Origin of the sequence: Pseudochrobactrum kiredjianiae (assembly GCF_030362795.1) — a bacterium.
Classification (GTDB): domain Bacteria; phylum Pseudomonadota; class Alphaproteobacteria; order Rhizobiales; family Rhizobiaceae; genus Pseudochrobactrum; species Pseudochrobactrum kiredjianiae.
The window spans coordinates 243,451-256,320 of sequence record NZ_JAUCBM010000004.1 but is presented as its reverse complement, the minus strand read 5'-3'; the positions used below and the strand labels follow the sequence as shown (position 1 = coordinate 256,320).

The 12,870-nt window shown below is 51.8% G+C and carries 12 protein-coding genes; all 12 read left to right on the top strand.

What is annotated here, in order from left to right:
* Positions 1 to 4 precede the first annotated feature (4 nt).
* Positions 5 to 613: an NADH-quinone oxidoreductase subunit C gene (locus QUF18_RS10590; RefSeq protein ID WP_289387182.1), complete on the top strand. Its 609-nt coding sequence runs from the start codon at positions 5 to 7 to the stop codon at positions 611 to 613.
* Between the two features lie 54 nt (positions 614 to 667).
* Positions 668 to 1,108 carry a GFA family protein gene (locus tag QUF18_RS10585; protein ID WP_289387026.1) on the top strand — a complete coding sequence of 147 codons (441 nt, stop codon included), beginning with the start codon at positions 668 to 670 and terminating at the stop codon, positions 1,106 to 1,108.
* Positions 1,101 to 2,294, top strand: coding sequence for an NADH-quinone oxidoreductase subunit D (locus QUF18_RS10580; RefSeq protein WP_289387025.1), 1,194 nt, complete (start codon positions 1,101 to 1,103; stop codon positions 2,292 to 2,294). Before QUF18_RS10585 ends, QUF18_RS10580 begins: the two co-directional genes overlap by 8 nt.
* Positions 2,294 to 2,923 (top strand): NADH-quinone oxidoreductase subunit NuoE, encoded by a 630-nt coding sequence (gene nuoE / locus QUF18_RS10575; protein ID WP_353074508.1) that lies wholly within the window; start codon positions 2,294 to 2,296, stop codon positions 2,921 to 2,923. The genes QUF18_RS10580 and nuoE overlap by 1 nt, the downstream gene beginning before the upstream one ends.
* A 3-nt stretch (positions 2,924 to 2,926) precedes the next feature.
* Positions 2,927 to 4,234 (top strand): NADH-quinone oxidoreductase subunit NuoF, encoded by a 1,308-nt coding sequence (gene nuoF / locus QUF18_RS10570; RefSeq protein WP_113942862.1) that lies wholly within the window; start codon positions 2,927 to 2,929, stop codon positions 4,232 to 4,234.
* A 127-nt stretch (positions 4,235 to 4,361) separates the two neighbouring features.
* Entirely contained in the window at positions 4,362 to 6,443 is a 2,082-nt protein-coding gene (gene nuoG / locus QUF18_RS10565) for an NADH-quinone oxidoreductase subunit NuoG (RefSeq protein WP_289387024.1), read from the top strand.
* A gap of 223 nt (positions 6,444 to 6,666) precedes the next feature.
* The gene (gene nuoH / locus QUF18_RS10560) at positions 6,667 to 7,713 is read left to right on the top strand and encodes an NADH-quinone oxidoreductase subunit NuoH (protein ID WP_289387023.1); all 1,047 of its coding nucleotides are present in this window, start codon (positions 6,667 to 6,669) and stop codon (positions 7,711 to 7,713) included.
* 11 nt (positions 7,714 to 7,724) lie between these two features.
* Entirely contained in the window at positions 7,725 to 8,216 is a 492-nt protein-coding gene (gene nuoI, locus QUF18_RS10555; RefSeq protein ID WP_113942865.1) for an NADH-quinone oxidoreductase subunit NuoI, read from the top strand.
* Between the two features lie 208 nt (positions 8,217 to 8,424).
* Positions 8,425 to 9,045, top strand: a complete 621-nt coding sequence (locus QUF18_RS10550; protein ID WP_289387022.1) for an NADH-quinone oxidoreductase subunit J — start codon at positions 8,425 to 8,427, stop codon at positions 9,043 to 9,045.
* Positions 9,046 to 9,058: 13 nt separating this feature from the next.
* On the top strand, positions 9,059 to 9,367 hold the full coding sequence (nuoK, locus tag QUF18_RS10545) for an NADH-quinone oxidoreductase subunit NuoK (RefSeq protein WP_022711734.1): 309 nt from the start codon (positions 9,059 to 9,061) through the stop codon (positions 9,365 to 9,367).
* Between the two features lie 7 nt (positions 9,368 to 9,374).
* On the top strand, positions 9,375 to 11,357 hold the full coding sequence (nuoL, locus tag QUF18_RS10540; RefSeq protein ID WP_289387021.1) for an NADH-quinone oxidoreductase subunit L: 1,983 nt from the start codon (positions 9,375 to 9,377) through the stop codon (positions 11,355 to 11,357).
* The gene (locus QUF18_RS10535) at positions 11,357 to 12,862 is read left to right on the top strand and encodes an NADH-quinone oxidoreductase subunit M (RefSeq protein ID WP_289387020.1); all 1,506 of its coding nucleotides are present in this window, start codon (positions 11,357 to 11,359) and stop codon (positions 12,860 to 12,862) included. Before nuoL ends, QUF18_RS10535 begins: the two co-directional genes overlap by 1 nt.
* Positions 12,863 to 12,870: the final 8 nt, after the last annotated feature.

The following is a 12,870-nucleotide window of genomic DNA, read 5'->3' as shown; positions in this document are numbered from 1 at the left end:
TATGATGACAGAAGAAGCTCTCAATGAACTCTCAGGCTATCTGGTTGAGCGTCTCGGCAATAAAATCGAAACCACTTCGCTGCGTTACGGTGAGCTGAGCATTACTGTTCCGGGTAATCAGATCATTTCCGTTCTGACATTCCTGCGTGATGATGTGCAGTGCCAGTTCGTAAACTTTACCGATTTGAGCGGCGTGGATTATCCAGGGCGCGCTAACCGTTTCGATGTGGTCTATCAGCTGATGTCGCCACGTCACAATCTGCGTATACGCATTCGTGTCGTTACGGATGAAGATACACCAGTGCCATCAATTACCGGTGTTTATGCCGGTGCATTGTGGTTCGAGCGTGAAGCCTACGATATGTATGGTATTCTGTTCTCCGGTCATCCGGATCTGCGTCGTCTTTTGACTGACTATGGTTTTGAAGGACATCCGCTGCGTAAGGATTTCCCTCTGACAGGCTTCGTTGAAGTCCGTTATGATGATCAGGTCAAGCGCGTGGTTTACGAGCCGGTTGAGTTGCGTCAGGAATTCCGTAATTTTGACTTCTTGTCTCCATGGGAAGCGACTGACTATGTGCTTCCGGGCGATGAGAAAGCCAAAACGAACTAAGCTGATAAAAGCTGGAATTAATTAATCTGCTACGTCAAACGTGAGGATTGAAGAATGTCTGATTGTGCTAAGTTGGAAGGTCGCTGCCTCTGTGGCTCGGTGCGCTTTTCGGCGAAGCCTGTAAATGACGAGATGGGTGCCTGCCACTGCTCGATGTGCCGCCAATGGTCTGGTGGCGTGTTTCTGAGTGTGGATTGCGGCGACAGCCTTGAAATCACCAATGGTGATGATCTTGCATTTTACAGCTCTTCCCAATGGGGCGAGCGTGGTTTTTGCAAGGCCTGCGGTTCTACGCTGATGTGGCGTATGCAGGATGGTTCCCACAGTGTCGTTTCCATTCAGGCGTTTGAAAATCCTGCGCAATTCAGGTTTACGACTGAAATTTTCATCGACAGTAAGCCTGAAAATTACGCTTTTGCCAATGATACAGGCAAAATGACGGAAGCAGAGTTTCTGGCAGCGTATGCCTCTACACAGGATGCCGACAATGGCTGAGACACAAGTAAGAAATTTTAATATCAACTTCGGCCCGCAGCATCCGGCGGCGCACGGCGTTTTGCGTCTGGTGCTGGAGCTGGATGGTGAAGTGGTGGCGCGTGTTGATCCGCATATCGGCCTGCTGCATCGCGGCACCGAAAAGTTGATGGAAACCAAAACCTATCTGCAAGCTGTTCCTTATCTCGATCGTCTTGATTACGTGGCGCCGATGAATCAGGAACATGCCTATGCGCTGGCAGTTGAACGCTTGCTCGGTGTTACTGTGCCGAAGCGCGGTCAGCTGATCCGTGTACTGTTCTCGGAAATTGGTCGTATTCTTAATCATATTCTGAACGTAACCACGCAGGCCATGGACGTTGGTGCGCTGACGCCGCCGCTCTGGGGCTTTGAAGAACGTGAAAAGCTGATGGTATTCTACGAGCGCGCTTGTGGTGCCCGTATGCATGCTGCTTATTTCCGTCCGGGTGGTGTTCATCAGGATCTGCCTGAACAGCTGATCCAGGATATTGCAAACTGGATCGACCCGTTCCTCAAGACCACGCTGAGCAATCTCGATAACCTGATTACCGGCAACCGTATTTTCAAGCAGCGTAACGTCGATATCGGTGTTGTCAGTCTTGATGATGCATGGGCATGGGGCTTCTCCGGCGTTATGGTGCGTGGTTCGGGTGCCGCATGGGATCTGCGCAAGAGCCAGCCTTATGAATGCTATAACGAGATGGAATTCGATATTCCGATCGGCAAGAACGGCGACTGCTATGACCGCTATCTGATCCGTATGGAAGAGATGCGCCAGTCCGCCTCTATTATGCGCCAGTGCTGTGAACTGCTGCTCGGCAAAGAGCGCGTCGGCCCTGTGTCGAATACAGATAATAAAATTGTTCCGCCAAAACGCGGCGAAATGAAACGCTCGATGGAAGCTCTCATCCATCATTTCAAGCTTTACACTGAAGGTTACCATGTGCCGGAAGGCGAGGTATATGCCGCAGTTGAAGCACCGAAGGGTGAATTCGGTGTTTATCTCGTGTCTGACGGCACGAATAAACCGTATCGTTGCAAATTGCGTGCACCGGGTTTTGCTCATCTTCAGGCCATGGATTTCATTTGTCGCGGTCATCTTCTGGCCGACGTCTCCGCGATCCTTGGTTCGCTCGATATTGTGTTTGGTGAGGTAGACCGCTGATGTCCGTCCGTCGTCTCGCAGATGATTCCGTTCAGCCGGCCAGCTTTTCGTTTAATGCGGAAAATCAGGCTTGGGCTGAAAAGACAATTAAGAAATTTCCTGAAGGTCGCCAGCAGTCCGCGGTTATTCCGCTGCTGATGCGTGCGCAGGAACAGGATGGCTGGGTCACTAAGGCTTCCATCGAGCATATTGCTGCGATGTTGGAAATGCCGTTGATCCGCGTTCTGGAAGTGGCAACATTCTATACGCAGTTCCAGCTCAAGCCGGTTGGCACACGCGCTCATATTCAGGTTTGCGGCACAACGCCGTGCGCCTTGCGCGGCGCTGAAGAGCTGATGAAAGTGTGCAAACACAAAATTCATCATGACCCGCAGACGCTCAATGCTGAAGGCACTTTGTCCTGGGAAGAGGTTGAGTGTCAGGGTGCTTGCGTCAATGCGCCGATGGTCATGATCTTCAAAGATGCTTATGAAGATCTGACACCTGAACGTCTTGAAGAAATCATTGATGCTTTTGAGGCAGGCAAAGGCGACACCATCAAGCCGGGCCCGCAGATCGATCGCGATTTCTCGGCACCGATCGGTGGTTTGACATCTTTGACGACAAGCAATCCGAAAGCGGAGGGCTGATTGATGCTGGCTGATAAAGATCGTATCTTTACAAATATTTATGGCCTGAAAGACAAGTCGCTGAAAGGCGCTATGTCCCGTGGTCACTGGGATAATACCCGTGGTCTGGTTGAAAAAGGCCGTGACTGGATCATCAACGAGATGAAGGCCTCTGGTCTTCGCGGCCGTGGCGGCGCGGGCTTCCCGACCGGTATGAAATGGTCTTTCATGCCGAAGGAAAGCGACGGTCGTCCGCATTATCTAGTTGTTAATGCTGATGAATCCGAGCCTGGTACCTGTAAAGACCGTGATATTATGCGTCACGATCCGCACACGCTGATCGAAGGCTGTGTTCTTGCCGGTTGTGCTATGGGCGCTCATGCTGCCTATATCTATATCCGTGGCGAATTCATGCGTGAGCGTGAAGCATTGCAGGCTGCAATTGATGAATGCTACGAAGCCGGTCTTTTGGGCAAGAATAATAAGTGCGGCTGGGATATGGATGTTTACGTCTCCCATGGTGCCGGTGCTTATATCTGCGGTGAAGAAACTGCGCTGCTCGAAAGCCTTGAAGGCAAAAAAGGTCAGCCGCGTCTTAAACCCCCATTCCCTGCGAATATGGGTCTTTATGGCTGCCCGACCACAGTGAACAACGTGGAATCGATTGCAGTTGCTCCGACCATTCTGCGTCGCGGCGGTGCATGGTTCTCGGCTATTGGCCGCCCGAACAATGTCGGCACCAAGCTGTTCCAGATTTCCGGTCATGTAAACACACCATGTACAGTGGAAGAAGCGCTCGGTATTCCGTTCCGCGAACTGATTGAAAAACATGCCGGCGGTATCCGCGGCGGTTGGGACAATCTGCTTGCGGTTATTCCAGGTGGTGCATCCTGTCCTGTGGTGACCGCTGAAAACATGATGGATGCCATCATGGACTTCGACGGTATGCGCGATGTTAAATCGTCTTTCGGTACCGGTGGTCTTATCGTCATGGATAAGTCAACGGATATCATCAAAGCGATTGCCCGGCTGTCAGCCTTCTTCAAGCATGAAAGCTGCGGCCAGTGCACGCCTTGCCGTGAAGGCACAGGCTGGATGTGGCGCGTGATGGAACGCATGGTTACCGGTAATGCGCAAAAGCGCGAAATCGACATGCTGTTCGACGTGACTAAGCAGATCGAAGGCCACACTATTTGTGCGCTGGGTGATGCGGCTGCATGGCCAATTCAGGGTCTGATCCGCAATTTCCGTCCGGAAATCGAAAAGCGTATTGATGATTATACCCGCAATGCTGTTCAGAGCCGTAATATCCGGCTCGAGGCTGCGGAATAAGCTTCAGGGCAGGCCGGAGACGGTCTGCCCGCTGAATAATTATGCGGCTTGGCCGCGGATTTAGTATGATGCGGCAAATGCCGCGGGTTTAAAAGAATGCGGCAGATGCCGCAGGTTTGGACAAGCGATGGCAAAGATCAAAGTTGACGGTAACGAGATCGAAGTACCCGATCACTACACGCTTCTTCAGGCAGCCGAAGAGGCTGGCGCTACCGTGCCGCGTTTCTGTTTCCACGAACGCCTCTCTATTGCTGGCAACTGCCGCATGTGCCTGGTTGAAGTTAAAGGCGGACCGCCAAAACCGGCAGCAAGCTGCGCCATGGGCGTGCGCGATCTGCGTCCGGGTCCGAATGGCGAAACACCTGAAATCTTCACCAACACACCTATGGTCAAAAAGGCCCGTGAAGGTGTGATGGAATTCCTGCTGATCAACCACCCGCTGGATTGCCCGATTTGCGATCAGGCCGGTGAGTGCGATCTTCAGGATCAGGCAATGGCTTTCGGTACAGATGGTTCGCGTTACCGCGAAAACAAACGTGCTGTTGAAAATAAATATATCGGCCCTCTTGTCAAAACGATCATGACACGCTGCATTCACTGCACGCGCTGCGTTCGTTTCACCACGGAAGTTGCCGGTATTTCTGAACTCGGCCTCACAGGTCGCGGTGAAGATGCTGAAATCACCACCTATCTCGAACGCGCAATGACCTCTGAGCTGCAGGGCAATGTGATTGATCTGTGCCCGGTTGGCGCGCTGACATCCAAGCCTTACGAGTTTCAGGCACGTCCTTGGGAGTTGAACAAGACTGAATCTATCGACGTGATGGATGCTCTCGGCTCAAACATCCGCGTTGATACCCGTGGTCGTGAAGTGATGCGTATTATGCCGCGTCTGAACGAACAGGTGAACGAAGAGTGGATTTCCGACAAGACCCGTTTCATCTGGGATGGTCTGCGCACACAGCGTCTGGATCGCCCGTATGTTCGTGTTAATGGCCGTCTGCAGGCTGCAAGCTGGTCTGAAGCATTTGCTGCGGTTAAAGCTGCGGTTGCCAAGACTTCCTCTGCCAAGATCGGTGCGATTGCCGGTGATCTGGCCAATGTGGAAGAACTCTACGCACTGAAGAGCCTGATGACCAAACTCGGTTCCGTCAATATTGACGCCCGTCAGGATGGTGTTGCGCTCGATCCTAAATTCGGCCGCGCTTCTTACATCTTCAATCCGACGATTGAAGGTATTGAACAGGCTGATGCGATCCTGATCATCGGTTCCAACCCGCGTTTTGAAGCTTCTGTCTTGAATGCACGCATTCTGAAGCGTCAGCGTCAGGGTGGTTTGCAGATTGGTCTGATCGGTGAACAGACAGACCTGCGTTATGCTTACAACTATCTCGGCGCCGGTTCTGATACGCTGGCTCAGCTAGCAAGCGGCAAAGACAAATTCTTCGATACATTGAAGAATGCAAAACGTCCGCTGATCCTGATCGGTCAGGGTGCGCTTATCGGTGAAACCGGTGAAGCTGTACTGGCTCAGGCCGCGCAGCTGGCAAATGCTGTTGGCGCGTTGAGCGAAGAGTGGAACGGCTTTGCAGTTCTGCACACCGCTGCTGCACGCGTTGGCGCACTGGATCTCGGCTTTGTGCCGGGTGAGGGCGGCGTTAAGGCGCTCGACATGGTCGGCCAGATGGATGTGCTGTTCCTTGCCGGTGCAGATGAACTTGATCTGTCGAACAAAGGTTCAAGCTTCGTGGTTTATATCGGCACCCACGGTGATGCCGGTGCTCACGCTGCTGATGTGATCCTGCCAGGTTCTACCTATACAGAAAAATCCGGTACTTATGTGAATACGGAAGGCCGCGTTCAGCTGGCAAACCGTGCCGGTTTTGCTCCGGGTGAAGCCAAGGAAGACTGGGCGATCCTGCGTGCATTGTCTGATGTACTGGGTGCGAAACTGCCATTTGATAATCTGACACAGCTGCGCTCGGCACTTTATGCAGACTATCCGCATATGGCGCAGATTGACGCAGTGGCAGCAGGACAGGTTGCAGACCTTACCGCTCTCGGCGCAAAAGCAGCACCGGTAAAAGGCGTTACGTTTGTTTCGCCGGTCACAGATTTTTATCTGACAAACCCGATTGCCCGTGCATCAGCTGTTATGGCTGAATGTTCCGCGCTGGCAAAGGGCGGCTTCCAGCAGGCAGCCGAATAAGCATTGATGCATACAGCTCCTTAAGCTTTCGGGTTTAAGGAGCTGATATTGCAAAGCAATTTCAGGAAAAGTGGGAACCGGTTTTCCGTCCGAAATTGCGTCAACAAAAAACAGAGCATTTTCACATTTTCATTAATTTGGAAATGCTCTGATAAAATAAGGTTTACAGCTTGCCCTTGCGCGGTTTCAAATCCACGCAGTGCTGTAAGAGAGAGACGGGAAAATGGACGGTATTTTTGCAGCTTACGTCTTACCAGCGCTGATTATAGCGCTGAAGTCGGTCGTTCTGCTCGTCGTATTGCTGATTGTTGTAGCCTATCTGCTTTATGCGGATCGTAAGATCTGGGCTGCGGTACAGTTGCGTCGGGGACCAAACGTTGTCGGCCCTTGGGGACTGTTTCAGGCTTTTGCGGATCTTTTGAAATTCGTATTTAAAGAGCCGATCATCCCATCGGGTGCAAACAAGGCAGTGTTCCTGCTGGCGCCGTTTATTTCGGCACTGCTGGCAATGGCCACATGGGCGGTTATTCCGGTCAGTGAAGGCTGGGCAATCGCCAATATCAATGTCGGCATTCTTTATATTCTCGCTATCTCTTCTCTGGAAGTTTACGGCGTGATTATGGGTGGCTGGGCTTCAAACTCGAAATATCCGTTCCTCGGTGCATTGCGCTCCGCAGCACAGATGGTTTCTTATGAAGTGTCTATCGGTCTGGTGATCGTGACTGTTCTGTTGGTTGCCGGTTCGCTGAACCTCACCGATATCGTGCTGTCGCAGTCAACCGGTCTTGGTACAATGCTTGGTCTGCCGAACTCGTTCCTCGACTGGAACTGGCTCGTGCTGTTCCCGATGTTCGTGATCTTCTTCATCTCGGCACTGGCTGAAACCAACCGTCCGCCGTTCGATCTGGTTGAAGCGGAGTCAGAACTTGTTGCCGGTCACATGATCGAATACTCGTCGACACCGTTCCTGCTGTTCTTCCTCGGTGAATATGTTGCCATCACTCTGATGTGCGCCCTGATGACCGTGCTGTTCCTTGGCGGCTGGCTGCCAATCGTGGATGTATGGTTCCTCGCATGGGTGCCGGGCATCATCTGGTTTATGCTGAAGCTCTGCATGTGCTTCTTCATGTTCGCGATGGTGAAGGCATTTGTACCACGCTACCGTTATGACCAGCTGATGCGTCTGGGTTGGAAAGTATTCCTGCCGATCTCATTGTTCATGGTTGTGGCGACCGCTGCATTCCTCAAATTTACCGGCCTCGTAGGTTAAGGAGACATCACATGGCTTCTATCGCTCAAGCCGCTAAATCACTGCTTCTGAAAGAATTCGTCGGAGCATTCTTTCTCTCCATGCGTCAGTTCTTTGCGCCTAAGGCAACATTGAACTACCCGCATGAAAAAGGTCCTGTTTCACCGCGCTTCCGCGGTGAACATGCTCTGCGCCGCTATCCGAATGGTGAAGAACGCTGCATCGCCTGTAAGCTTTGCGAAGCGATCTGTCCGGCACAGGCAATTACAATTGAAGCTGGTCCGCGCCGCAATGACGGAACCCGCCGCACCGTGCGTTATGACATTGATATGGTCAAATGCATTTATTGCGGTTTCTGTCAGGAAGCTTGTCCGGTTGATGCTATTGTTGAAGGGCCGAATTTCGAATTCGCCACGGAAACTCGCGAAGAGCTCTACTATGATAAAGAAAAGCTGCTCGCGAATGGTGACCGTTGGGAACGCGAACTTGCGCGCAACATCGCAATGGATGCACCTTATCGCTAACGTGGGCGTAGCCCACCTGATCGTAAGGTGACTTCCTCTGCCCAAAGAGGGCAGGGCTAATATTTAAGTTGGTGCAATAGCCGGAGCTTTTTACTGCTCATGGCTGTTGTGCTTGAAGTTTTGCCTCATATCGCGGCCTTGGCTGTAGGATGTGAGGTGGTAGGACAGGCAAGTTGCCTTGCCAAGTTAAAGGATATTGGGGAACCCCATGCTGACAGGTATAGCGGCGGCGTTTTTCTATTTATTCGCCTTCATCATGATTGCGAGTGCGCTGATGGTTATCACCGCGCGCAATCCCGTTCACTCGGTTTTGTTTTTGATTTTGGCTTTCTTCAACGCAGCGGCTTTGTTTCTGCTGACGGGTGCTGAATTCCTGGCAATGATCCTGGTGGTTGTTTATGTCGGTGCTGTGGCGGTTCTCTTCCTCTTCGTCGTCATGATGCTGGATGTGGATTTTGCTGAACTCAAGCAGGGCGCACTCAAACATGCGCCGATTGGTGCTTTGGTCGGTGTGGTTCTGCTGGCAGAATTGATTTTGGTGTTTTCCACCTCGATCTTCTCGCCAAAAATCGCGACCAATGCAGCATATCCGATCCCTGATCCAGCCATACGTCATAACACGGCGGCTATTGGTGACATTCTTTATACGGATTTTGTTTTCTATTTCCAGGTTGCCGGTCTGATCCTGCTGGTGGCGATGATCGGTGCGATTGTGCTGACCCTGCGTCATAAAGAAGGCGTCAAACGTCAGTCGATTTCTGCGCAGGTTGCCCGTACACCGGAAACCGCGATCGAGATCAAAAAAGTAGAAACAGGCAAGGGTATTTAACAGGAGCCTCATGATGGTAGTCGGTATCGAACATTATCTGACCGTGTCGGCGATCCTGTTTACGCTTGGCGTTTTCGGGGTTTTCCTCAACCGTAAGAATGTGATCGTCATTTTGATGTCGGTCGAGCTTATTCTTCTCTCGGTCAATCTTAACTTTATTGCGTTTTCCGCAACGCTCGGCGATCTGGTCGGGCAGGTTTTCGCACTCTTCGTCCTGACTGTTGCTGCTGCTGAAGCGGCAATCGGTCTTGCTATTCTTGTCGTGTTCTTCCGTAACCGTGGTTCTATCGCGGTGGAAGATGTCAATGTCATGAAAGGTTGACGGGCAGATGCTCTACTACGCGATCGTCTTCCTTCCGCTGCTGGGCTTTCTTATTGCCGGACTCTTCGGCAATAAGATCGGAGCCAAAGCCAGCGAATATATCACCTCCAGCTTCCTCGTCATTGCAGCTGCTCTGTCATGGGTTGCGTTCTTTACGATTGCGCTGGGTTCTTCCGAGCCTGTGCGTGTACCGGTTTTGCATTGGCTGACCTCCGGTACCCTGTCTTTTGACTGGGCTATCCGTGTGGATACACTGACCGCGATCATGCTTGTTGTTATCAACAGTGTGTCGGCGCTCGTGCATATCTACTCGATCGGCTATATGCATCACGATCCGCATCGTCCGCGTTTCTTTGCCTATCTGTCGCTGTTTACTTTTGCGATGTTGATGCTGGTAACTTCTGACAATCTGGTTCAGATGTTCTTCGGCTGGGAAGGCGTGGGTCTTGCATCCTACCTGCTGATCGGCTTTTGGTATAAGAAACCATCGGCTAATGCGGCTGCGATGAAAGCTTTCGTGGTCAACCGCGTTGGTGACTTCGGCTTCCTGCTTGGTATTTTCGGTATCTTCGTTCTGTTTGGCGCCGTGGATTACACCACGATCTTCTCGTCAGCTCAGAATTATGCTGCCGGTGAAAATGCATCACAGGTCGTTCTCAGCTTCCTCGGCTTTGAGCTCGACAAACAAGGTGCTCTGACTGTTGTTGCATTGCTGCTCTTCATGGGCGCGATGGGTAAATCGGCTCAATTCCTGCTGCACACATGGCTGCCGGATGCGATGGAAGGCCCGACACCTGTGTCGGCTCTGATTCACGCGGCGACAATGGTGACCGCAGGTGTGTTCATGGTTGCGCGCATGTCGCCGATCTTTGAACAGTCTGAAACAGCTCTTCTGGTTGTGACCATTATCGGTGCGATCACTGCATTCTTTGCTGCGACTGTTGGTCTGGTACAGAACGATATCAAGCGCGTGATTGCTTATTCGACCTGTTCGCAGCTCGGTTATATGTTCGTGGCTCTCGGCGTTGGCGCTTACGGCGCTGCCGTATTCCACCTGTTCACACACGCATTCTTTAAAGCTCTGCTGTTCTTGGGCGCCGGTTCGGTGATCCATGCGGTATCAGACGAGCAGGATATGCGTCGTATGGGTGGTCTGCGTAAGCTGATCCCGACCACTTACTGGATGATGATTATCGGTACTGTGGCGCTGACAGGCCTTGGTATTCCGGGCACTGTTATCGGTACTGCCGGCTTCTTCTCCAAAGATGCGATTATTGAATCTGCTTTTGCTTCGCATAGTGCTGCGTCGGGCTTTGCCTTCACTCTGCTGGTGATTGCTGCTGCATTCACATCCTTCTACTCATGGCGTCTGATTTTCATGACTTTCCACGGTAAGCCACGCGCAACCGCTGAAGTTATGCATCACGTCCATGATTCACCTCCGGTGATGCTGGTGCCATTGTTCTTGCTGGCTATCGGTGCACTTTTTGCAGGCTTCTTCTTCGTTGGTTACTTCTTCGGCGATCATTACGATGCCTTCTGGAAGGGCGCTCTGTTTACCGGTGCGGATAACCACATTCTGCATGAGTTCCACGGCGTACCGACATGGGTTAAATTCTCACCGTTCATTGCAATGGTTCTGGGTTTTATCTTTGCTTGGGCTTTCTATATCCGCTCGCCGGAAACGCCGAAGGCAATTGCTGCCCGTCATCCTGGTCTGTACCAGTTCCTGCTCAACAAATGGTATTTCGACGAACTGTATAACTTCCTGTTTGTTCGTCCGAGCATGGCTCTTGGCCGCTTCCTCTGGAAGACTGGTGATACTAAGATCATCGACGGTATGGGGCCAAATGGTGTGGCGGCTCGTGTGGTCGGCATTACCAACCGCGTTGTTAAACTGCAGAGCGGTTACCTTTATCACTACGCATTCGCGATGCTTATCGGTGTCGCCGCGCTCGTCACCTGGATGATGATCGGGAGCTCTTTCTGATGACCGACTGGCCAATTCTCTCAACGGTCACGTTTCTGCCACTCGTAGGTGCGTTCTTGATCCTTTTGATCAAGGACGACAGCGAGGCAGCGCGCCGCAATATTCGTAATGTTGCGTTTCTGACCACGATCTTTGTTTTTGCATTGTCTCTGGTGATCTGGGCAGGCTTTGATAATTCAAATGCCGGTTTCCAGATGGTTGAGAAACATGCATGGTTCGGTGAGGGCATCAGCTATCACATGGGCGTGGATGGTATTTCCATGCTGTTTGTGGTGCTGACTGCATTCCTGATGCCGTTCTGTATTCTGGCGAGCTGGAAGTCTGTGGACTTCCGCGTCAAGGAATATATGGTTGCGTTTCTGATCCTCGAAGCGCTTGTTATCGGTGTGTTCTGCGCACTGGATATGTTCCTGTTCTACGTGTTCTTTGAAGCAAGCCTTATTCCGATGTTCATTATCATCGGTGTATGGGGTGGTCAGCGCCGCGTTTACGCCAGTCTGAAATTCTTCCTTTATACGCTGCTGGGTTCGGTGCTGATGCTCATTGCTATGATGGCAATGTATTTCACTGCCGGTACAATGGATATTCCGACCCTTTTGGCTTACGACTTCCCTGCATCAATGCAGACATGGTTGTGGCTGGCCTTCTTCGCCTCATTCGCGGTGAAGATGCCAATGTGGCCGGTGCATACATGGTTGCCTGATGCGCACGTTGAAGCGCCGACAGCCGGTTCGGTTATTCTGGCGGGTATTCTTCTGAAGCTCGGCGGCTATGGCTTCCTGCGTTTCTCACTGCCAATGTTCCCGCTGGCTTCCGCTGATTTCGCACCATTCGTGTTCTGGCTCTCGGTTATCGCTATTGTTTACACCTCTCTGGTGGCTCTGGTGCAGACCGATATCAAAAAGCTGATCGCCTATTCGTCCGTTGCCCATATGGGTTATGTGACCATGGGTATCTTTGCTGCCAACGTACAGGGTGTGCAGGGCGCACTGTTCCAGATGCTGTCACACGGTATCGTTTCGGGCGCGCTGTTCCTTGGTGTGGGCGTGGTTTATGACCGTATGCACACGAGAGAGATCTCGGCCTATGGTGGTCTGGTCAATAACATGCCGAAATATGCGGTTGTGTTCCTGATCCTCACCATGGCCAATGTTGGTCTGCCAGGGACTTCCGGCTTTATCGGTGAATTCCTGACGCTGTTTGGTGTATTCCAGGCCAATACATGGATTGCTGTGATTGCTACAACCGGTGTTATTCTGTCGGCTGCCTATGCGCTCTACCTCTATCGCCGCGTCGTATTCGGTGCGCTTGATAAGGAAAGCCTGAAAGCACTGCTGGATCTTTCACCGCGTGAAAAAGCGATCCTGTATCCGCTCGTCATTCTGACGATCTTCTTCGGTGTCTATCCGGTTCCGGTCTTTGATGCGACTGCGAGTGCCGTTGACGCTCTGGTCACCAACTACAATGCGGCTGTGGCAAATGTTGCCATGCCGGTTGCAAATTAAGACGAAGG

Excerpts from the sequence above, each read along its gene's own strand:
- nuoH (WP_289387023.1), top strand. The coding sequence starts at position 6,667 with ATGGACGGTATTTTTGCAGCTTACGTCTTACCAGCGCTGATTATAGCG.
- QUF18_RS10550 (WP_289387022.1), top strand. The coding sequence starts at position 8,425 with ATGCTGACAGGTATAGCGGCGGCGTTTTTCTATTTATTCGCCTTCATC.
- QUF18_RS10535 (WP_289387020.1), top strand. The coding sequence starts at position 11,357 with ATGACCGACTGGCCAATTCTCTCAACGGTCACGTTTCTGCCACTCGTA.
- nuoE (WP_353074508.1), top strand. The coding sequence starts at position 2,294 with ATGTCCGTCCGTCGTCTCGCAGATGATTCCGTTCAGCCGGCCAGCTTT.
- QUF18_RS10585 (WP_289387026.1), top strand. The coding sequence starts at position 668 with ATGTCTGATTGTGCTAAGTTGGAAGGTCGCTGCCTCTGTGGCTCGGTG.
- nuoG (WP_289387024.1), top strand. The coding sequence starts at position 4,362 with ATGGCAAAGATCAAAGTTGACGGTAACGAGATCGAAGTACCCGATCAC.
- nuoK (WP_022711734.1), top strand. The coding sequence starts at position 9,059 with ATGGTAGTCGGTATCGAACATTATCTGACCGTGTCGGCGATCCTGTTT.
- QUF18_RS10580 (WP_289387025.1), top strand. The coding sequence starts at position 1,101 with ATGGCTGAGACACAAGTAAGAAATTTTAATATCAACTTCGGCCCGCAG.
- nuoI (WP_113942865.1), top strand. The coding sequence starts at position 7,725 with ATGGCTTCTATCGCTCAAGCCGCTAAATCACTGCTTCTGAAAGAATTC.
- nuoL (WP_289387021.1), top strand. The coding sequence starts at position 9,375 with ATGCTCTACTACGCGATCGTCTTCCTTCCGCTGCTGGGCTTTCTTATT.
- QUF18_RS10590 (WP_289387182.1), top strand. The coding sequence starts at position 5 with ATGACAGAAGAAGCTCTCAATGAACTCTCAGGCTATCTGGTTGAGCGT.
- nuoF (WP_113942862.1), top strand. The coding sequence starts at position 2,927 with ATGCTGGCTGATAAAGATCGTATCTTTACAAATATTTATGGCCTGAAA.